Below are 19,223 nucleotides of genomic sequence, written 5' to 3' on the forward strand. Positions count from 1 at the left end.
CCCGACGTCGGGAAGGGGCCCTCTCGGGATCGCTCGATCAGGTGATGTCGCGCTTCTGGTTGCCCAGCCAGCCGAAGCCGAAGAAGAGCATCGTCCACGCGAAGAAGATCAGCGCCGACGCCCACCACGAGAGCACGCCGGGCGCCGCCGCGGTGTACTGCAGCAGCAACTGCGCCCCCGTGTTGACGTCGGCGGGCAGGTTGAGCGAGTTGAACCCGAACGCGTCCGCGGCGATGCCGCCGACGATGCCGTTCGCGGTGCCGTTCGGCAGGATCCCGCCCAGGAGTGTCGTCTGGCCCCAGAACAGGATCACCACGACGTTCTCCACGATCAGGAACCACACCAGGAACAGCACCACCGCGAGCGGCACGTTGCGCAGCACCGCGCCGAACCCGATGCCGAACAACGTCACCAGTACCGCGGCCAGCACCGTCCCGCCGAGCGCGGCCAGCCACTGGCCCGCCGACGGCCAGCGGCCCGAGTCCACCGACGACATGACGGCGACCGCCGAGACACCGAAGCTGACCAGGCCGTAGATCGCGCCCCACCCGACGTAGGTGAGCATCTTCGCGGTCAGCGCCGAGAGCCGGTTCGGTGCGGTCAGGAACGTCGTCGTGATCGTCTTGCTGCGGTACTCGCCGGCCAGCGCGAAGATGCCGAACAGCCCGGGGACGAGCTGCGCGATGTTCACGCCGTGCGCCAGCGCGAGCAGCCCCACCGGCACCTGGTTCGGGTCCAGGCCGATCAACGTGGTGACCTGCCTGGCGTCACGGTCCGAGCCCAGGAAGTCCGCGAAGTCGTTGGTGATCTTGCCCCACGCGAACGTCAGCCAGAACGCCACCAGCGCCAGCGGGATGAGCAGCACCCACCACGTGTTCAGCGAGAGCGTCTTGCGGAACTCCGCCTTGACCAGGTTCCCCATCACTGCTGCGGACCTCCCCAGCCCTGCGGCGGACCTTGTTGGTACTGCTGCTGTTGCGGCCCGGACGGCGGGCCCTGCTGGTACTGCTGCTGTGGCGGCCCGGAAGGCGGGTAGCCGGGCGGCGGCGGGCCCTGCTGGTACGGCGGCTGCGGGGGATACCCCGGCGGCGGGCCCTGCGGCGGCATGCCCGGCGCACCGGCGAACTGACCCTGCGTCAGCTGGAAGAACATCCGCTCCAGGTCGGCGTGCTCCTCCTGCATCCCGTACACCGCGATCCCGGCCTTCGCGGCCAGGTCACCGATCTGCTGCACCGACGAGCCCGCGACGGCGACCCGGCCGTCCGGCGTCGGCGACACCTGCTGGATGCCGTTCTCCTGCAACGCCTTCACCAGTCCCGCCGGGTCCGCCGGCTGCACGAGCACCCGGGACTGCTGGCCCTTGCGCAGCTGGTCCAGCGACCCGTTGTAGCGCGTCACGCCCTGGCTGATGATGACCACCTGGTCGATCAGCTGCTCGACCTCGTTGAGCAGGTGGCTCGACACCAGCACCGTGCGGCGCTGCTCCCGGGCGTAGGCCCGCAGGAAGTTGCGCAGCCAGAGGATGCCCTCCGGGTCGAGGCCGTTCGTCGGCTCGTCGAGCACCAGCACCTGCGGGTCGCCCAGCAACGCCGTCGCGAGCGCCAGCCGCTGCCGCATGCCGAGGGAGAACCCGCCCGCCTTCCGGTCGGCGGCACTGCCCAGCCCGACCAGGCCCAGCACCTCGTCCGCGCGGGCGTCGGGCACGCCGATCGCCGCCGCGTAGACGCGCAGGTGGTTGCGCGCCGTCCGGCCCGGGTGGAAGCCCTCGTTCTCGAGCACCGAGCCCACCACCCGCGCCGGGTTGCCCAGCTGCGAGTGCGGCCTCCCGTTGATCGTCGCCGACCCCGAGGTCGGCGTCACCAGCCCGAGCAACATGCGGAGCGTCGTCGTCTTCCCGGCACCGTTCGGGCCGAGGAAGCCCGTCACAGAACCGGCTTCGACCGTGAAACTCAGGTTCTGCACGGCGTTCACCGTGCCGAACTGCTTGCTCAGGTTCTGCACCACAATCCGGCCACTGCCGTCGTGCATACCGTCCCCTTACGTTCCCGCTGATGGGCCGCATCCTGCCCTACCCGGGCGCCCCGCGCGCACGGAACGGGTGAACCGGCCGGGAGCGACTTTCGTCACGTTCCGCAACCGGTTCCGGCGACTGCCCGTAGTGGAGGCAGGCGTCTGACCAGAGGGTTTGTGGTGGGGGCCGGGGCGAGTTGATAAAGAATTTGCCAGACTTGCCGACCCGGTGCAGCAAAGTCGCTCGGAGCCCTCTAAGCTAGGTCTCGGCGGCCCGCTCCCAATGACCCCCAGGTTGGTTGAGCGGGCCGCCGCTTACGTTCACGCTCCCAGCGCGTCCCCGCGATCCCTGTGGCATCTTGGCTCGATGCGGATCTTGCTCGTCGAGGACGAGCGGCGGTTGGCCGAGGCCCTGCGGGCCGGGCTCAGTGCCGAGGGGTATGCCGTCGACGTCGCGCACAACGGGCGGGACGCTCTGTGGTTCGCCGGCGAACACCCCTACTCGGCCATCGTTCTCGACATCATGCTGCCCGGCCTCAACGGCTACCGCGTTTGCCGCCGGCTGCGGGACCAGGGTGACAGCACGCCCATCCTCATGCTCACCGCCAAGGACGGCGAGGACGACGAGATCGAGGCCCTCGACACCGGTGCCGACGACTTCCTGCCCAAGCCCTTCTCCTACGGTGTCCTGCTCTCCCGGCTGCGCGCTCTCATCCGCCGCGGCGGCGCCACCCGGCCGGGCGTCCTCAGGCTGGGTGATCTCGAACTGGACCTGGCGAGCCACACCTGCCGGCGTGGGGACGCCGGCATCACGCTCACCGGCAAGGAGTTCGCACTGCTCGCCTACCTCGCGCAGCGACCCGGGCAGGTCGTCACCAAGGCCGAGCTGCTCGACAACTTGTGGGACTTCGCCTCCGCGGCCACCGCCAACCTCGTCGAGGTGCACGTCAGCGCGCTGCGCCGGAAGCTCGGGAGCAAAACCATCCGGACCGTCCGCGGGGCGGGCTACCTCGTGGTGACGCCCGGTGCGTAGGTTCTTCCGCTCGACCCGCTTCCGCGTCGCGTTAACGGCCTTCGCGACCTCCGCCGTCGCGCTCGGGGCGGTGTCCGTTTGGTTCGTGGTGCAGTCCCAGAGCCGCCTCGAAAACGCCGCCCAGCAGCTCGCCGTGGCCCACGCGGAAGCGGTCGTCCAGCTGCTCAACACGGGCGCCAAGCCCGATGACCTGCGGCTCGTCCGGGATTCGATCTACGAGGTCACCGACCGGTCGGGGAACCGGCTGGCGTCCTGCCCGGTACTGCGCGGCGCGACGTTGGCCGCGTACGACGCCGACGTCACCGTGGGGCCCGGCGAGATCGACCGGGCCGACCAGGCGTCCGTCGGCTGCGCGCCCGAACTGGGCGGGCTCGACGACGACCTGACCGTGCACGTCATCCACGAGGTCAGCGGCGACAGCAAGTACGACGTCTACGCCGGGGTCCGGATCGACCCCGAGGGGCAGGCGGCGGTCGACTCGGCCCGCACCACGCTCACCGCCGGCGTCCCCGCCGTCGCGGTGCTCATCGGCGTGATCGCGTGGTTCGCCGTCAGCCGGTCGCTGCGGCCGGTCGAGGCGATCCGCGCCGAGGTCGCCGAGATCGGCGCGCACGACCTCGGCCGCCGCGTCCCTGCGCCGGGCAGCGCCGACGAGATCGCGCGCCTCGCCGAGACGATGAACTCGATGCTCGCCCGGCTCGACAACGCTGTCACGCGCCAGAGCCGGTTCACCTCCGACGCGTCGCACGAGCTGCGCACCCCGCTCGCCTCGATGCGGACGCAACTGGAGGTGCTGCTCGCGCACCCGGACCGGCTCGACTGGCGGGCCGCCTGCGAGAACGCGCTGCTCGACGTCACCCGGCTGCAGGACCTCGTCGCCGACCTCGTGCTGCTCGGCAAGCTGGACGCCGGGCCGGACCGCCTCGAACCCGTGGCACTGGCCGACGTGGTCGAGGCCGGGGTGGACGGCCGCGACGTCCACGTCGAGATCAGCGGGGCGCCCGTCGTGCGCGGCCACCGGTCACGGCTGGAGCGGCTGGTCCGCAACCTCGTCGACAACGCCGTCCGGCACGCGGCCTCCCGCGTCACGGTCGAAGTGTCCGTTGTGGACGGACAGGCCGTGCTCGCGGTCGGCGACGACGGGCCCGGCATCGCCGAGGCGGACCGCGAGCGCGTCTTCGACCGCTTCGTCCGGCTGGACGACGGCCGCGCCCGCGACGACGGCGGCGCGGGACTGGGGCTGGCCATCGTTGCCGACATCGCCCGCGCCCACGGCGGCACGGCCGAGGTCGAGCACGGGAGCCGGTTCGTTGTCCGGATCCCGGAGCTGAAGACGTCTTAAGGTCGCTTCAGCTCCGGTTCAGCGTCCGCGCCCGACGCTGCGACCATGATCGCTTCCTCCTGGTGGCGGCCGATCGGCCACGCCGAATACCGGGCGTCGTCGTGGTTCCCGGGCCTGACCGGCCTGCGTGCGCTCGCCGCCCTCGCCGTCGTGTTCTTCCACTACGGCGGCCCGGTCGTCGACCGGCTGCAGGGCTGGATCGCCGTGCAGCTGTTCTTCGTGCTGTCCGGTTTCCTCATCACGACGCTGGCCCTGCGCGAGGAAGACCGCACGGGCCGGATCTCCCTGCGCGACTTCTACGTCCGCCGGGTCTTCCGGATCATGCCGGTGTACTTCCTGCTGCTCGGGTTGACGGCGCTGGCCGTGACGCTCGCCGGGACCTACCACGCCAGCCGGCTCGCCGACGCGATGCCGTTCTACCTGACCTTCTTCAACGAGGTCGTCGACTACAACACGCCGTACCCGACGTCGTGGTCGCTGGGCGTGGAGGAGAAGTTCTACCTCGTCTGGCCCGCGCTGCTCGTGCTGACGTCGTTCGCGCGCAGCGGGAAAACCGCGCTGCGCCTGATGTTCGGTGCGGGCGTGGTGGTCGCCGTCCTCACGGTCCTGCCGCTGGCGCCGTCGGCGCAGTGGGCGAGCCTGAGCGTGCACTACGGCTCGCTCGTCATCGGCTGCCTGCTGGGGCTGGCGCTGCACCACCCGCGCGGGTTCGCCGTCTTCCGGCCGCTGACCAGCCCGGCCGCGGCGGTGCTGGTGGCCGCCGGGTTCGTCGTGCTGCAGCTCTCGGTCAAGCCGCTGGGGCAGCTGCTCGGCGGGCACTGGCAGTACGTCGTCCCGATCTACGCCGCCGGGTCGGCGCTCCTGCTCGTCGCGGTGATCGCGCGGAGTCCGGTCCGGCGGCTGCTGGCGAGCCGTCCGGTCACGTTCGTCGGGGACCGGTCGTACGCGCTGTACCTCGCGCAGACCGGCGCCGCGGGTGTCACCGGCCTCCTGCTGCCGACCGGGCTCGCCAAGGCCGCCGCGACGTCGGCCGTCGCGCTGCTCTTCGCGTGCGGGCTGCGCCGCTGGGTCGAGCTGCCGGCCATCGTGTACGGGCGGCAGCTGCTGGCCAAAGGAGAGCGGGCCCCTGCCGTAGAACGACAGGAGCCCGCTCGGGTGGGGTGATGGTCAGGCGAGGACGGTGGCCAGCGGGGTGTGCGGCAGGTCGTGGGCCAGCGCGACCGGGGCGTTGGTCAGGGCGCCGGCGTGGGTGTTGAGGCCCTTCGCCAGTGCCGCGTCCGCCTGCAGCGCCGTCTTCCAGCCGTGCTCGGCCAGCTGGACCGCGTAGGGCAGCGTGACGTTCGTGAGGCCGTAGGTCGACGTGCGGGGCACCGCGCCCGGCATGTTCGCGACGCAGTAGAAGACCGACTCGTGCACGGTGTACGTCGGGTCGTCGTGGGTGGTCGGCCGGGAGTCGGCGAAGCAGCCGCCCTGGTCGATCGCGATGTCGACGAGCACGCTGCCCGCCTTCATCCGCGAGACGAGCTCGTTCGAGACCAGCTTCGGCGCCTTCGCGCCCGGCACCAGCACCGCGCCGACGACCATGTCGGCCTGCAGCACGGCCTCTTCGACCGACAGCCGGTTCGACGTCACCGTGCGGATGCGGCCGCCGAAGTCGTTGTCGATCTGGCGGAGGCGGTCGACGTTGGTGTCCAGGATCTCGACGTCCGAGCCCAGGCCGAGGGCGACGCGGGCGGCGTTCAGGCCGGCGACACCGCCGCCGATGACGACGACGCGCGCCGGGTGCACGCCGGGGATGCCGCCGGGCAGCACACCGCGGCCGCCGCTCGGCTTCATCAGGGAGAACGCGCCGACCTGCGGGGCCAGCCGGCCCGCGACCTCGGACATCGGGGCGAGCAGCGGCAGCGCGCCGGTGGCGGTCTGGACGGTCTCGTAGGCGATCGCGGTGGTGCCCGCGGCCAGCAGCGCGTCGGTCAGCGGCCGGTCGGCGGCGATGTGCAGGTAGGTGAACAGCACCTGGTCGCGCCGGAGACGTCCGTACTCCTCGGCGATCGGCTCCTTGACCTTGAGCACGAGCTCGCCCTGGGCCCAGGTCTCGTCCGCGGTGGCGAGGATCTTCGCGCCGGCGGCGACGTACTCCTCGTCGGTGATCGAGGAACCGACACCGGCACCGGTCTCGACGAACACGTCGTGCCCGCGGCCGACCAGCTCGTGCACGCCCGCCGGGGTCAGCGCGACCCGGTACTCGTGCTTCTTGATCTCACGGGGAACGGCGATACGCACGGTCGGCCTCCTGGGTCGGTCTGCGTCCGGATTCGGTGCGGTGGTTCCCCTCACGGTGAACCACCCGGACGGCGGTGTCATCGTGCTGAGCGGACAGTTCTTCGACGCTTTCATGGTGCTCCGCCGACAGGCCGTTGACCTCGACCGGACTCGAAGTTGCAGCCTGTGCCGCATGCGCGTGGTGTGGATGAAGGAGTTCGGCGGTCCGGAAGTGCTCGTCCCGGGGGAGGCCCCGGACCCGGTCCCGGGGCACGGCCAGGTCGTGGTCGAGGTGGCGTTCGTGAACACCACGTTCGTCGAGACGCAGATGCGGTCGGGCGGCCCCGGGCCGTTCCGTCCCGAGCTGCCGATCGTGCCCGGCAACGGCGTCGGCGGCGTGATCAGCGCGGTCGGCGCGGGGGTGGACCCGGACCTCGCCGGGCAGCGGGTGGTGACCTCGACCGGGGGATCCGGCGGGTACGCCCAGCGCGTCGCGGTGGCCGCGTCGGCGGTGTTCCCGGTGCCGGACGGCTTGGCGCTCGACGCGGCGGTCGCGCTGCTCGCCGACGGGCGCACCGCGACCGCGTTGGTCCATGCGACCAGTGTCCGTCCGGGCGATCGAGTGCTGGTCGAAGCGGCGGCGGGCGGGGTCGGCGGCCTGCTGGTCCAGCTGACGAAGGCGGCGGGCGCGGTGGTGGTGGGCGCCGCGGGCGGTCCGGCGAAGGTTTCCCAGGTGCTCGGCGCCGACGTGGTCGTCGACTACCTGGCGCCGGACTGGACGTCTTCAGCGGGCGAAGTCGACGTGGTCTTCGACGGCGTGGGCGGCGAAATCGGCACGGCGGCGTTCGGCCTGCTGCGCCGCGGCGGCCGGATGGCGAGCTACGGCCTGGCGGGTGGGTCGTGGTCGGAAGTGTCCGAAGAGGACGCCGCGGCGCGGGGCGTCACGCTGGTCCGTTCGCTCGGCGGACCCGAGGACATGCGCACGTTCACGAAGTCGGCGTTGACGGAGGCGGCGGAAGGCCGCCTGGTCCCGCTGATCGGCCAACGCTTCCCGCTGGCCCAAGCGTCCGACGCCCACACGGCGATGGAATCCCGCACCACGGTGGGCAAAACCCTCCTGGTCCCGTGAAAAGCCGTGAATGGCACATTGAGGGACTCAGAGTCCCTCAATGTGCCATTCACGGCTTTGCGGGTCAGGCGCGGTAGGCCGACCAGGAGCTGGTCATCCGGGTGCCCTGGCCCGCGGTGAACTCGTACATGCAGCTGTCGTAGCTGTAGTCCATGAAGTTGTGGATCGGGTCGTTGCCCGCGGCCGAGCAGGTGTTCTTGCTCGCCGGGCAGCCGGACGTCGCCGTCGCTTCGGCCGGGGTGTCCGAGACGTAGTCGCCCGAACCGGAGCAGCCGCCCTGGAACGTGTGGTACAGCCCCATCCAGTGGCCGACCTCGTGGGTGGCCGTGTCGCCCTCGTTGTAGTTGGTCGCCGAGCGGCCCGGGAGGGACTCGTCGAGGATGACGACGCCGTCCAGCTTCGGCTGCGAGTTGTAGTTCCACGGGAACGTCGCCCAGCCGAGCAGGTCGTCGCCGAGGTTGGCGGTGTAGATGTTCAGCGCGTTCTTGCCGCCCTTGCGCAGCGCGTTCTTCATGTTGCGCTCGGCGGACGTGCCGTCGGTGATGCCGTTGTACCAGGTGGAGTTGTTCGTGTAGTCCGTGCTCACCAGGCTGAACGTGAAGCCCTTGCTCGAGTACGCGCCGTTCAGCACCGAGATCTGCTTGGTGATCGTGGCGGCCGGCAGGTTGCCGGTCGAACCGCTCGTGATCACGTGGAAGTACACCGGGATCGACACCGCCGCGGGCGCCAGCGCGGCGCGCCGGCCGGCCAGCTTGCTCTGCATGTCGGCCTCGACGCGGGCGGCTTCGGCCGGCGACAGGCTGTCGGCGTGGCCATCCTTGCTGCGGTCCGCGGACTGCGTCGGCGTGAAGCAGTCGCCGCTCGGCGCCGCGACGGTGCTGCCGGCCGTGGCGCTCGGGACGGCCAGGGAAACCAGGGAGAGCGCGGACACCGCGCCCAGCTTCAGGGCCCTGCGAAAACTCATGGACGACTCCTCTGCGACGACCCGGCCACCCCGGGTGGTGCAGCGAAAATGCGCCGCGAATCCCCCGGAATCCACCTTCTTTCGGCGGGAAAGGACATTCCGTACGTTCGGCGCGATCCATGCGGACCAGTGCATAAGCCAGAACGGCTCAGCTCCAGCGCAACGCCACCAGCTGGGTGATCAGGGCGAGCCGGACGTCGGGGTCGTCGAGGTCCAGCGGGACGAGCTCCAGCAGCTTCCGCATCCGGTAGCGCAGGGTGTTGGGGTGGATCCGCAGCTCCCGGGCCGCCGCCCGCGGGTCGCCGGGGTGCCGCAGCCACTCGTACAGCGTGTCGGCGTAGCCGGCCTTGCTCGTCTCGTCGTGGGCGCGCAGCGCGCCGAGCGGGCCGAGTTCCGCGACCTTCGCCGCGGCCGCCGCCGTCGCCCCGCGGTGCAGGGCCAGCGACGTCCAGGCCTCGTCGAAGGTGATCACGCGCTCGTCGAGGATTTCCGCGCGCAGCAGGCCGAGGGCTTCGTCGGCCTGGGCGCGCGACAGCGAGAGGTCGCCGATCTCGCCGGGGGAGCCCGCGGCGGCCCGCGGGGCGCCACCGCGCTTGGACGCCGGCTGCGTCACGAGCGCCTCGCGCAGCTCGGCCCAGCCGCCGGACCCGGCGCGGTCCGGGACCACCGCGTACAGCAGCCCGCCCAGCTCGGTCGCCACCGGACGGCGGCCGATGCCCTGGGAAAGCCGTTCCAGCAACGCGAGCCGCAGGCCTTCGGCGTCCCGGCCGTCGCCGCCGGTGACCTCGATGACGACCACGCGGTGCGGCTCGTCGGACAGGTCCAGCTCCGCCATCGCCTTGCGCGGGTTGGCCCGGCCTTCGAGCACTCCCCGCAGCAGTTCGGCGGACGCGCGGCGCTGCGCGTCGGTGTAGGCCCGCCGCCGCAGCAGGTGCAGCGCGACGACCGGGGCGGCGTCGGCGAAGGCGGCCGCGCGCTCGTCGGACACCGGCCCGGCGACCACCGCCCACATCGAGCCGAGCAGCTCGCCGCCCATCCGGATCGGCACGATCAGCCGCGGCAGCGTGCCGTCGCGCTGGGCGGGCACGAAGATCGTCTGCCGTCCGCGCGACAGTTCGCGGAAGACACCGCGCGAGCGGAACCGCGCGAGGACGTCGTCCGGGATGCGGCGGCCCATGATCGTGGCGACGCGCGCGGGGTCGGTGAGGTCCTGGCGGGCGGAGTAGGCGAGCACGCGCGAGTTGGTGTCCTCGATGGTCACCGGAGCGTCCACAACGGACGCGACGGCGTCGGCCAGCCGGAAGAGATCGCCGGAGCCGATGTCGTTCTCGAGGTTCTCGGACTCGTCGGCGAGCGCGTCGAGGACGGTCCGCAGCAGCCACACGAGCTGCGCCCACGACGTCGCGGCGTGCACCTGGATCAGCGCGATCCCGGCGGCCTTCGCGGCCCGCTTCACGGACGTCTTCCCCGCGACGGGCGGCTTGAGCAGCACCGCGGCGGCGCCCTGCCCGGCGCTCAGTTTCACCAGCTCGGCGGCGTCTTCGGGCCCGGTCGTGGCGACGCCGAGCACCAGATCACCCGCGGCCAGGGTGACGGCCCCGCCGGGCTCGGCGATGACGACGTCGGCGACGGCGGGCGAGTCTTCGGGCACCTGGAGCGCGTGGAGCAGCGTCGGCCCCACCCGGTCGACCACGCTGCGCACCGACACCACCGGCTCATTCTCGCCGAAAACGGATCGCCCGGCTCGCTAGGGTCGGAAGGGTGCGCGAACCCCGGGAGATCGTCGAATCCGGCTACGACAGCTCGGCGGAGCGCTACCTCGCGTGGAGCGCGCGGATCGCCGACGACCCGCGGCGGCGCTTCCTGGGGGAGCTGACCGACCGGCTCGACGACGGCGCCGCGGTGCTCGACCTCGGCTGCGGCGCGGGCGTCCCGTGCACGGCGCTGCTCGCCGAACGCCACGACGTCCTCGGCGTCGACCTCTCCGCGGCACAACTCGACCTGGCGCGGCGGAACGTCCCCGGTGCGCGGTTCGAGAAGGCCGACATGGCGGAGGTGTCGTTCCCGGGCGAGAGTTTCGACGCCGTCACCGCGTTCTACTCGGTGCTGCACGTGCCCCGCGAGCACCAGGGTGACCTCTTCGGGCGCATCGCCGGCTGGCTCCGGCCCGGCGGCTGGTTCCTGGCCGCGCTGGGCTGCAGCGAGGCGAACGGCGTCGAAGCGGACTGGCTCGGCACACCGATGTTCTTCAGCTCCCACAACGTGGCGGAGAACCGGCGGCTCCTCGAAGCCGCCGGTTTCACGCTGGTCGTCGACGAGCCGGTGACGATGCACGAGCCGGAAGGCCCGGCGACCTTCCACTGGGTGCTGGGGCAGCGTTAACGCGACAGAACCGCATCCAGGACCCGCTTCAGCTCGGCCGCCGGGTCCGCCAGCGGTTCCTTCGCGCGCCACGCGACGATGCCGTCCGGGCGGACCAGGGACGCGCCTCCCGGGGCCAGCCCGTACTTCGCCGCGAACTCTTCACCCTCGATGGCGTGACAGTCGACGTCGGCGGCGGACGTCCAGGCCGAACTGTCTCCGGCGCACAGCAGCACCCACGAGTGACCCAGTAAGTCCACTGTGGACGCCATGCCGGGCGCGCGGAACCCGGGCCGCCCGGTCGGCGCGTGGACGTCCTCGACCCGGGAACCGTCGTCGGGCTCCTCGGTGAGCACCGCCGTCGAGCGGTAGCGGAAGCCGAGGACGGCGGCCAGCGGGTCCTCGGCCTCGGTCAGTCCGGAGACGTCCAGGTCGGGGTGCATGCGCTGCTTGAGGTTGTGCAGCGACATGTCGACAATCATCCGGGCGATGGGTTTGCGTTCGGCCTCGTAGGTGTCCAGCAGTGCCTCGCCCGCGTCGCCGCGAAGGACCGCGGCGAGCTTCCACGCGATGTCCGCGCCGTCGCCGATCGCCGTGTTGCCGCCCTGCCCGCCCGACGGCGGTGTCACCTTCGCCGCGTCACCGGCCAGGAAGACGCGCCCGGACCGGAACCGCTCCGCGATCCGGGCGGCGATCTCCCACGAGCCGGTCCAAACGATCTTCGGGTCGAGGTCGGGCAGGTCGGTGGCGGTGCGGATCATCGCGACCAGCCGGTCGTGGCCGAAGTCGTCCGGGCTTTCGCCGCGTTCCGGGTGGTAGTCCGGGGCGAAGACGTACCGGCTGGCGACGTCGGTGTTCGACAACCCGGCCGTGAACTCCGGGTGCCGCAGGTAGAACAGGTCGGTCACGCCCGCTTTGACGCGGTCGCCGAGGTCGGCGTCGAACACCACGCCGAGGCAGTGGCTCAGCCCGTCCAGGCCCTCGGCCGGGATGCCCAGCAGCCGCCGGATCCCGCTGCGCCCGCCGTCGGCCGCGACGACGTAGTCCGCGCGCACCACCGTCTCCTCGCCGGAGTCGCGGTGCCGCAGCGTCGCGGTGACGCCGTCGTCGTCCTGCGCCAGCTCGGTCAGTTCGGTGCGGAACCGGACGTGCGCGCCCGCCTTCTCCGCGGCGGCCAGCATGATCGGCTCGACGACCTCCTGGCCGGCCATGCCGTGCGGCATCGTGGTCGTGGCCGAGACGTCGAACTCGCTGCCGTCTTCGGCGAGCCGGTGGAAAACCTGCCCGGCCAGGCTGGTCGCCACCGTGATCCGCAGGCCCTGTGACGCTCTCGGGCTCGCGTTCAGCACGTCGTCGTCGATGCCCGCCCAGTGGAACAGCTCCATCGTCCGCCAGTTCTGCCCGGCGGCCCGCGAGTGGACCGACGTTCCCGCGTGCCGCTCGACGGTCAGCACGTCCACTCCGTCCTGCGCCAGGAACATCGACGCCGACAACCCGCTCAGCCCGGCCCCCACGACCAGCACCTGCACCCGTTCCACGTTGTCTCCCTCAGTAGAAGTACCCCTGTAAAAAGTATCTTAGTTGCCGAGAGATTGAGTTTGCAAGACAGTTCTTGGCGGTAACCCCGCGTACCGTGTCTCCCAGGACGTGGGAACGGTTGGGTACTCCGTTCGGCCCAAGTAGCTTCGGACGAGCAGCCCTCCAGAACACCTTGAGCCGCAAGGAGAACCGATGAGCGCGGACGACACCTCGGCGTGGTCCTTCGAGACCAGGCAGATCCACGCGGGCGCCGCGCCGGATCCGGCGACGGGCGCCCGGGCGACGCCGATCTACCAGACGACGTCGTACGTCTTCCGCGACAGCCAGCACGGCGCCGACCTGTTCAGCCTCGCCGAGCCGGGCAACATCTACACGCGGATCATGAACCCGACCCAGGACGTCCTGGAGCAGCGGCTCGCGTCGCTCGAAGGCGGTGTCGCGGCGCTGGCGTTCGCCTCCGGCTCGGCCGCCACCACGGCGGCGATCCTCAACCTGGCCAACGCCGGTGACCACTTCGTCTCCAGCCCGTCGCTCTACGGCGGCACGTACAACCTCTTCCACTACACGCTGCCGAAGCTGGGCATCGAGGTCTCGTTCGTCGAGGACCAGGACGACCTCGAGCAGTGGCGCGCGGCCGTCCGCCCGAACACCAAGCTGTTCTTCGGCGAGACGCTGGCCAACCCGGGCAGCAACGTCCTCGACATCCGGGGCGTCGCCGACGTCGCGCACGAGGTCGGCGTGCCGCTGGTCGTCGACAACACCGTGCCGACGCCGTTCCTGCTGCGGCCGATCGAGCACGGCGCCGACGTCGTCGTCCACTCGGCGACGAAGTACCTCGGCGGCCACGGCACCACGGTGGCCGGCGTGCTCGTCGACGCGGGTACGTTCGACTTCGGCAAGGACCCGGCGAAGTTCCCGGGCTTCAACGAGCCGGACCCGAGCTACCACGGCCTCAAGTACTGGGAGGCGCTCGGCCCGGGCGCGTACGCGGCGAAGGCGCGCGTCCAGATCCTGCGTGACACCGGCGCGGCGATCTCGCCGCTGAACAGTTTCCTGATCCTGCAGGGCATCGAGACGCTGTCGCTGCGCATCGAGCGGCACGTCTCGAACGCGCAGGGGCTCGCCGAGTGGCTCGAGCAGCGCGACGAGGTCGAGAAGGTCTACTACGCCGGACTGCCGTCCAGCCCGTTCTACTCCGCGGCGCAGAAGTACCTGCCGCGCGGCGCGGGCGCGGTGCTCTCGTTCGACCTGCGCGGTGGGGTCGAGGCGGGCCGGAAGTTCGTCGACGGCACCGAACTGCACAGCCAGCTGGTCAACATCGGCGACGTCCGCAGCCTGATCGTGCACCCGGCGTCGACCACGCACAGTCAGCTTTCGCCGGAGGAGCAGCTGGCCAGCGGCGTGACGCCGGGCCTGGTCCGGCTCGCCGTCGGGCTGGAGGGCATCGAGGACCTCAAGGCCGACCTGGAAGCCGGATTCCGGGCGGCCAAGGCGGATCTGTGACGGCTGAGCCCGTCACCGGGGCCTGGCGGATCGGTGATCCGCCAGGCCGCCGCCGGTTCGTCACCGGCCCCGGGCTCGCGCTCGAGGCCGGTGGTGTGCTGCCCGGCTACACCCTGGCGTACGAGACGTGGGGGACGCTGAACTCCGACGCGTCCAACGCGATCCTCGTCGAGCACGCGCTGACCGGCGACAGCCACGCCGCCGGCCCGGCCGAGCCCGGGCACCCCAGCGCGGGCTGGTGGGACGGGCTGATCGGGCCCGGGAAAGCCTTGGACACCACGGAGTTCTTCGTCGTGGTCCCGAACGTCCTCGGCGGCTGCCAGGGATCGACCGGGCCGTCGTCACCCGATCCCGAGGGGACGCCTTGGGGCAGCCGCTTCCCGGTCGTGACGGTCCGGGACCAGGTCACGACCGAGGCCGTGCTGGCGGACGCGCTCGGGATCGCCCGCTGGGCGGCCGTGGTCGGCGGGTCGATGGGCGGGATGCGTGCGCTGGAGTGGGCGGTTTCGCTGCCTTCACGAGTGGCGACGGTGCTGGTGCTGGCGTCGACGGCACGCGCGTCCGCCGAGCAGATCGCCTGGGCGTCCCCGCAGCTGCACGCGATCCGCAGCGACCCGGACTTCCACGGTGGTGACTACTACTCGGCGCCGGCCGGGCCGTCCCGCGGTCTCGGCATCGCGCGGCGGATCGCGCACGTGACCTACCGCAGCGAGCCGGAGCTGGCCGAGCGGTTCGGCCGGACGTACCAGGGTGCCGAGGATCCGTTGCGGGGTGGGCGGTTCGCCGTCGAGTCCTATTTGGACCACCACGCGGAGAAGCTGGCCGGCCGGTTCGACGCGAACAGCTACCTGGTGCTGACGGAGTCGATGAACACCCACGACGTCGGCCGCGACCGCGGCGGTGTCGCGGCGGCACTGGGCCGGGTGACGGCTCGCGCGGTGATCGGCGGCGTCGACAGCGACCGGCTCTACCCGCTCTACCAGTCGGCGGAGATCGCCGCCGGGATCTCCGGCGGTCTGGAGCCCGCGGTGGTGTCGTCGCCGTACGGCCACGACTCGTTCCTCATCGAGACCGGCCAGATCGCGGCCCTCGTGAAGGCGCTGCTGGGCTAGCGACCCGTTCTCCCAGTCGTACCAGGCGTTCTGCCACCCGGCGGGACGCGCCCGCCGCGACGTCGCCCAAGCGTTCCGCCGCCTTGTCGGACAGCTTGGCCACCCGCCAGGCGACGTCGTCGGCGCGCTCGCCGGCCTCGTCGCCGGCGGTGCTGATCCGGTCGGCCAGCCGGCCGGTGCCGTTCGCGAGCAGATCCCTGATAGCCATGACTTCCCCTCGTTTCAGAGCATTCCGGCGCGGCGCCAGAGCACCGCGCTCGGCCCGCCGATCAGGTCGTTCTCCCGCAGGAACCGCACGAGCTTGCGGGCGCCGAAGGCAAGCGTCTCCCGCCGGTGCGCACTCGAGCGCGCGGCCGCGACCGCCGCCGCCGGGTCGATCCCGGCGCGCTGGTACTGCCGCGGCCGGGAGAGCAGTTGCGACATCAGCAGCGCCCCCGCGGCGACCACGACTCGTGCGAACTCCTTGCGCCACCACGGCGCGTGCGCCAGTTCGCGGACCAGGTCGTCCCGCGCGTACCGGACGTGCCGGGCCTCCTCGGTGACGTGGATCCGCATCACCGCGCGCACCACCGGCTGCACCGACTCGTCGTCGAGGTGCTCGCGCTGCAGCGCGTCGAAGATCTCTTCGCCGATCAGCGTCGCCACCCACATCGCGGGCCCGTGCAGGATCGACGGCAGCGCCTGCGCCGAGAGCTGCAGCCAGCGGTTGTTGCGGTACGGCCGGCCGCCGACGCGCTCGATCAGCGTCGCGAACATCGTGGAGTGCCGGCATTCGTCGGCGATCTCGGTCAGCGCGTAGTGCACGTGCCGCGTCGTCGGGTCCTGCCGGTAGGACGCGCGCAGCAGCATCTGCATCAGGATGATCTCGAACCAGATGCCGACGCTGACGGTGTTGACCAGCTCTTGGCGCGACAGCTCGATCCGCTGCTCGCGCGTCAGCGTGTCCCACAACGGCGTGCCGTACAGCGAAACCAGCCGTTCGGGGATGAAGAACTGGTCCTCGTTCAGCGGCGCGGCCCAGTGGACGTCGACGCCGGGGTCGTAGGAGAGCCGGGCGCTCGACCTGAGCAACCGTTCCGCCGTGGCTTCGCGATCGGCCATTCCGTGCCTCCCTGTGTCATGCAACACTAGAACGCATGAAACATTTCTCGTCAAGTTGTAAAGGCGCCTAGGGTCATCCCATGCGCAACCTCCTGCAGCACGCGCTCGACACCGAGCTGCCCGGTGACGAGACGTCCGAACGGATCATGGGCGCGGCGCTGACCCAGGCCGAGGACTTCGGGCTGCGCCGGTTCACCGTGGACGACGTCGCGCGCCGCGTCGGGTTGTCCCGGGTGACGATCTACCGGTACTTCCCGAAGAAGGACCAGCTGCTCAACGCGCTGATCCTGCGGGAGATGAAGCGGTTCCTGACGAAGGTCGACGCCGTCGTCGAGGCCCAGGACTCCCCGGAGGAGAAGCTCATCGAGGGGTTGAGCTTCTCCCTGGGGTACCTGCGCGGCCACCGGCTGCTCACCCGCCTGCTGCGCACGGAACCCGAGCTGATCCTGCCGCACCTGACCGTCCAGGCCGGCGGCCTCTTCGCGGCCGCGCGGGCGCGGATCGCGGAGCACTTCCGCGCGGAGATCGCCGCGGGGCGGCTGAGCCTGCCGGACGAGGACATCGACGGCATGGCCGAGCTGCTCATCCGGATCGTGGTCTCCCTGGTGCTCACGCCGGAGACGGTGCTCCCGGTGGACGACGACGTCGAACGCCGTCGCGTCGCGGAGCTGTACCTGACCCCGATCGTGCGATCCCTGCGGCCGCTCTAGTCCGAAACGGCTTCCGAGATCCAGGGCGCCACCGGCAGGTCGCGGTCCAGGCACTCCACCGACAGCCGGATCGTCCAGCGCAGGGCCTGCAGGACCAGGCTGTCGACCTCGTCCGGCGCCGCGTTGGCGAGCGCGATCTCGACCTGCTCCTGCGCGGCCGCCGTATTGCCGTGCACCTCGGCGAGCAGCGTCCGTACCGCGGTCCGCACCGGCGGGTCGGCCTGGTCGATCGACACCTCTTCGCCGTCCTCGTCGAAGACCTGGACCTTGACCGGCGCGCTGCCGCCGTCCCCGAGGGTGGAGACCATCGCGCTGCATTCGCCGAACAGCAGCAGCATCAGCGCTTTGGTCTCGTCCGCGCGGGCCTGCGGTTCGGCGGCCGTCGGAGCGACCTCGACGAGGGCCTCGGCGTCGTCGCCGACGCTCAGCGCGGTCAACGCGCGCTGGGCCTTCTCGACGAGCAGCTCGTTCCAGTCCGGGTCCACGTGCCCCATCAAACACCAGCGACGGCGCTCGTGGGGATACCTTGATCCGGGTCGGTCATCCGGCCGCGCGCAGAGCACCCAACGCGAGCCGGGAGAGCAGTTCGGCGAGTTCGCCGTCACCGAGATGGCGGTTGTACGGGGTCGAGTTGATCAGTCCGAACACGGCGTGTGCCGCCGAACGCGCCTGCCGTTCGCCCAGCTCCGGCATGGCTTCGCGAATCGCTCGCACCCACACTTCGACGTACTGGCGCTGCAGCGCGCGCACCTGCTTGCGGTCGGCGTCGGTGAGGTTCGCGAGGTTGCGCTCCTGGACGGTGATCAGCGCCGGGTGGTTGAGCGCGAAGCCGACGTGGAACGCGACGAGCCCGGCCAGTGTGTCGTCCGGGGTGCCGGGCCTGCCCGCCCACGTCGTGCCGCCGTCGAGCAGGTAGCGGCTGATCGAGTTCAGCATCTCGCCGAGGATCGCGTCCTTGCTCCGGAAGTGGCGGTAGAGCGCCGGGCCGGAGATGCCGACCGCGGCGCCGATGTCGTCGATGCCGACGCCGTGGAAGCCGTGGTGGGCGAACAGCTCGGCGGCCGCGGCCAAGATCTGTTCGCGTCTGTTCGCCTTCTCGCCGTTCACGAGTGGCGTCGGGTTCGCGGCCATCCGGCCATATTAGGGGCGACAGGTTAGCGAGCGCTAACAAGCAGGTCCGGGGTAACGGTTAGTGAACGTTAACCACCCGCCCGTCTTAAGTCGTGGGCCAAGAGAGTTACTTGCTGGTAGTCGCTCTTCCTTGTGAGGCCTTCACCTGGTGTGCTTTTCAGGTCGGTTCTGTCACAAAGGAGTGGCCCATGGGGGTTCCGATCCGCCTGTCCCGGCGATTCTTCCAGCGATCGATCACGGCTCTCGGCGCCGTCGTCCTGTCCACTCTCGGTGTCACGGGCCTCGCCCAGGCCGCCGGGACCGTCTACGCAGCGGTCGGTGACTCCTACTCTTCGGGAGTCGGCGCCGGCAGCTACGGCAGTTCCGGGAGCTGCTACCGCAGCTCCAACGCCTACCCGCAGCTGTGGGCCAACGCGCACAGCGGCACGTCGCTCACCTTCCTGGCCTGTTCCGGCGCCCGGACGGGTGACGTCATCAGCCAGGCCAACTCCATCCCCTCCAACGCGACTCTGGTCACGGTCACCGTGGGCGGCAACGACGCCGGCTTCAGCGACGTGATCCAGACCTGCACGCTCGGCAGCGACGCGGACTGCACCAACCGCGTCAACACCGCGAAGACCTACGTCAACAACACGCTCCCGGCGTTGCTGACGAACACCTACAACGCGATCAAGGCCAAGGCGCCGGGCGCACGCCTCGTCGTCCTGTCCTACCCGCGCTTCTACACCGTGCCCGGCTCCTGCTGGGTCGGGCTGAGCGACACCAAGCGCACGGCGATCAACTCCGGGGCCGACACCCTGGCGTCGGTCACCCAGTCCCGCGCGGCGTCGGCCGGCGCGACGTTCGTCGACGTCCGGCCGTCGTTCGTCGGGCACAACATCTGCTCCTCGGCCGGCGACTACCTGCACAGCCTCACGTGGCCGGTCATCGAGTCCTACCACCCGACCGTGGCCGGCCAGTCCGGCGGTTACTACGCCCCGCTGCGGGCGGCCATCGGCTGAACCCGGTCCCCTCCGGTCCGTGAAG

18 protein-coding genes are annotated in these 19,223 nt (G+C 71.1%); 9 read left to right on the forward strand and 9 right to left on the reverse strand.

Annotated features, from left to right (window positions below; genetic code table 11):
* Positions 1-37: 37 nt before the first annotated feature.
* Together ACGFMK_RS05610 and ACGFMK_RS05615 are read right to left on the reverse strand one after the other, a co-directional pair.
* Positions 38-922: an ABC transporter permease gene (locus ACGFMK_RS05610; protein ID WP_392758724.1), complete on the reverse strand. Its 885-nt coding sequence runs from the start codon at positions 920-922 to the stop codon at positions 38-40.
* Positions 922-2,028 carry an ABC transporter ATP-binding protein gene (locus ACGFMK_RS05615; protein WP_392758726.1) on the reverse strand — a complete coding sequence of 369 codons (1,107 nt, stop codon included), beginning with the start codon at positions 2,026-2,028 and terminating at the stop codon, positions 922-924. The genes ACGFMK_RS05610 and ACGFMK_RS05615 overlap by 1 nt, the downstream gene beginning before the upstream one ends.
* 349 nt (positions 2,029-2,377) lie before the next feature.
* Here ACGFMK_RS05615 and ACGFMK_RS05620 point away from each other — a divergent pair, with 349 nt between their 5' ends.
* Genes ACGFMK_RS05620 through ACGFMK_RS05630 form a run of 3 tightly spaced genes read left to right on the forward strand, consistent with a single transcriptional unit; the run spans position 2,378 to position 5,549 of the window.
* On the forward strand, positions 2,378-3,043 hold the full coding sequence (locus ACGFMK_RS05620; protein WP_392758728.1) for a response regulator transcription factor: 666 nt from the start codon (positions 2,378-2,380) through the stop codon (positions 3,041-3,043).
* The gene (locus tag ACGFMK_RS05625) at positions 3,036-4,385 is read left to right on the forward strand and encodes an ATP-binding protein (RefSeq protein WP_392758729.1); all 1,350 of its coding nucleotides are present in this window, start codon (positions 3,036-3,038) and stop codon (positions 4,383-4,385) included. Before ACGFMK_RS05620 ends, ACGFMK_RS05625 begins: the two co-directional genes overlap by 8 nt.
* Before the next feature lie 45 nt (positions 4,386-4,430).
* Positions 4,431-5,549, forward strand: a complete 1,119-nt coding sequence (locus ACGFMK_RS05630) for an acyltransferase family protein (RefSeq protein WP_392758730.1) — start codon at positions 4,431-4,433, stop codon at positions 5,547-5,549.
* A gap of 3 nt (positions 5,550-5,552) precedes the next feature.
* On the opposite strand, the gene ald is transcribed toward ACGFMK_RS05630, so the two are convergent.
* Entirely contained in the window at positions 5,553-6,668 is a 1,116-nt protein-coding gene (gene ald, locus ACGFMK_RS05635; RefSeq protein WP_392758732.1) for an alanine dehydrogenase, read from the reverse strand.
* A 172-nt stretch (positions 6,669-6,840) separates the two neighbouring features.
* On the opposite strand from ald, the gene ACGFMK_RS05640 reads away from it, so the two are divergent.
* Complete coding sequence (locus tag ACGFMK_RS05640) at positions 6,841-7,776, forward strand: zinc-binding dehydrogenase (protein WP_392758734.1); 936 nt, start codon at positions 6,841-6,843, stop codon at positions 7,774-7,776.
* A gap of 64 nt (positions 7,777-7,840) precedes the next feature.
* Here the strand turns inward: ACGFMK_RS05640 and ACGFMK_RS05645 are convergent, their stop codons facing one another.
* Positions 7,841-8,740 carry a zinc metalloprotease gene (locus ACGFMK_RS05645; RefSeq protein WP_392758736.1) on the reverse strand — a complete coding sequence of 300 codons (900 nt, stop codon included), beginning with the start codon at positions 8,738-8,740 and terminating at the stop codon, positions 7,841-7,843.
* A 148-nt stretch (positions 8,741-8,888) separates the two neighbouring features.
* Entirely contained in the window at positions 8,889-10,451 is a 1,563-nt protein-coding gene (locus tag ACGFMK_RS05650; protein ID WP_392758737.1) for a PucR family transcriptional regulator, read from the reverse strand.
* Between the two features lie 50 nt (positions 10,452-10,501).
* Between ACGFMK_RS05650 and ACGFMK_RS05655 the strand changes: the two genes are divergently transcribed.
* Positions 10,502-11,122 (forward strand): class I SAM-dependent methyltransferase, encoded by a 621-nt coding sequence (locus ACGFMK_RS05655; RefSeq protein ID WP_392758739.1) that lies wholly within the window; start codon positions 10,502-10,504, stop codon positions 11,120-11,122.
* Here ACGFMK_RS05655 and rdmE read toward each other — a convergent pair.
* A complete protein-coding gene (rdmE, locus tag ACGFMK_RS05660) occupies positions 11,119-12,639 on the reverse strand; it encodes an aklavinone 12-hydroxylase RdmE (protein ID WP_392758741.1) in 1,521 nt (506 codons plus the stop codon). The genes ACGFMK_RS05655 and rdmE overlap by 4 nt on opposite strands.
* 193 nt (positions 12,640-12,832) lie before the next feature.
* Here rdmE and ACGFMK_RS05665 point away from each other — a divergent pair, with 193 nt between their 5' ends.
* Both ACGFMK_RS05665 and ACGFMK_RS05670 read left to right on the forward strand, forming a co-directional pair.
* Positions 12,833-14,143, forward strand: a complete 1,311-nt coding sequence (locus tag ACGFMK_RS05665; RefSeq protein WP_392758743.1) for a bifunctional o-acetylhomoserine/o-acetylserine sulfhydrylase — start codon at positions 12,833-12,835, stop codon at positions 14,141-14,143.
* Positions 14,140-15,255, forward strand: a complete 1,116-nt coding sequence (locus ACGFMK_RS05670; RefSeq protein WP_392758745.1) for a homoserine O-acetyltransferase — start codon at positions 14,140-14,142, stop codon at positions 15,253-15,255. Before ACGFMK_RS05665 ends, ACGFMK_RS05670 begins: the two co-directional genes overlap by 4 nt.
* 222 nt (positions 15,256-15,477) lie before the next feature.
* Here ACGFMK_RS05670 and ACGFMK_RS05675 read toward each other — a convergent pair whose 3' ends face one another.
* Positions 15,478-16,356, reverse strand: a complete 879-nt coding sequence (locus tag ACGFMK_RS05675) for a diiron oxygenase (protein ID WP_392758746.1) — start codon at positions 16,354-16,356, stop codon at positions 15,478-15,480.
* Positions 16,357-16,436: 80 nt separating this feature from the next.
* On the opposite strand from ACGFMK_RS05675, the gene ACGFMK_RS05680 reads away from it, so the two are divergent.
* Entirely contained in the window at positions 16,437-17,066 is a 630-nt protein-coding gene (locus tag ACGFMK_RS05680) for a TetR/AcrR family transcriptional regulator (protein ID WP_392758748.1), read from the forward strand.
* Here the strand turns inward: ACGFMK_RS05680 and ACGFMK_RS05685 are convergent.
* On the reverse strand, positions 17,063-17,560 hold the full coding sequence (locus ACGFMK_RS05685; RefSeq protein ID WP_392758750.1) for a hypothetical protein: 498 nt from the start codon (positions 17,558-17,560) through the stop codon (positions 17,063-17,065). The genes ACGFMK_RS05680 and ACGFMK_RS05685 overlap by 4 nt on opposite strands.
* Positions 17,561-17,606: 46 nt before the next feature.
* Complete coding sequence (locus tag ACGFMK_RS05690) at positions 17,607-18,197, reverse strand: TetR/AcrR family transcriptional regulator (protein ID WP_328449322.1); 591 nt, start codon at positions 18,195-18,197, stop codon at positions 17,607-17,609.
* A gap of 188 nt (positions 18,198-18,385) precedes the next feature.
* Between ACGFMK_RS05690 and ACGFMK_RS05695 the strand changes: the two genes are divergently transcribed.
* Positions 18,386-19,198: an SGNH/GDSL hydrolase family protein gene (locus ACGFMK_RS05695; protein WP_392758752.1), complete on the forward strand. Its 813-nt coding sequence runs from the start codon at positions 18,386-18,388 to the stop codon at positions 19,196-19,198.
* Positions 19,199-19,223: the final 25 nt, after the last annotated feature.

The organism is Amycolatopsis sp. NPDC049252 (assembly GCF_043197175.1).
In the GTDB taxonomy this organism is placed as follows: Bacteria; Actinomycetota; Actinomycetes; order Mycobacteriales; family Pseudonocardiaceae; genus Amycolatopsis.

What these genes read in the sequence shown, in the direction of transcription:
- ACGFMK_RS05610 (WP_392758724.1), bottom strand. Translation starts at nt 922, where the DNA reads ATGGGGAACCTGGTCAAGGCGGAGTTCCGCAAGACGCTCTCGCTGAAC.
- ACGFMK_RS05615 (WP_392758726.1), bottom strand. Translation starts at nt 2,028, where the DNA reads ATGCACGACGGCAGTGGCCGGATTGTGGTGCAGAACCTGAGCAAGCAG.
- ACGFMK_RS05620 (WP_392758728.1), top strand. Translation starts at nt 2,378, where the DNA reads ATGCGGATCTTGCTCGTCGAGGACGAGCGGCGGTTGGCCGAGGCCCTG.
- ACGFMK_RS05630 (WP_392758730.1), top strand. Translation starts at nt 4,431, where the DNA reads ATGATCGCTTCCTCCTGGTGGCGGCCGATCGGCCACGCCGAATACCGG.
- ACGFMK_RS05640 (WP_392758734.1), top strand. Translation starts at nt 6,841, where the DNA reads ATGCGCGTGGTGTGGATGAAGGAGTTCGGCGGTCCGGAAGTGCTCGTC.
- ACGFMK_RS05645 (WP_392758736.1), bottom strand. Translation starts at nt 8,740, where the DNA reads ATGAGTTTTCGCAGGGCCCTGAAGCTGGGCGCGGTGTCCGCGCTCTCC.
- ACGFMK_RS05665 (WP_392758743.1), top strand. Translation starts at nt 12,833, where the DNA reads ATGAGCGCGGACGACACCTCGGCGTGGTCCTTCGAGACCAGGCAGATC.
- ACGFMK_RS05675 (WP_392758746.1), bottom strand. Translation starts at nt 16,356, where the DNA reads ATGGCCGATCGCGAAGCCACGGCGGAACGGTTGCTCAGGTCGAGCGCC.
- ACGFMK_RS05680 (WP_392758748.1), top strand. Translation starts at nt 16,437, where the DNA reads ATGCGCAACCTCCTGCAGCACGCGCTCGACACCGAGCTGCCCGGTGAC.
- ACGFMK_RS05685 (WP_392758750.1), bottom strand. Translation starts at nt 17,560, where the DNA reads ATGGGGCACGTGGACCCGGACTGGAACGAGCTGCTCGTCGAGAAGGCC.
- ACGFMK_RS05690 (WP_328449322.1), bottom strand. Translation starts at nt 18,197, where the DNA reads ATGGCCGCGAACCCGACGCCACTCGTGAACGGCGAGAAGGCGAACAGA.
- ACGFMK_RS05695 (WP_392758752.1), top strand. Translation starts at nt 18,386, where the DNA reads ATGGGGGTTCCGATCCGCCTGTCCCGGCGATTCTTCCAGCGATCGATC.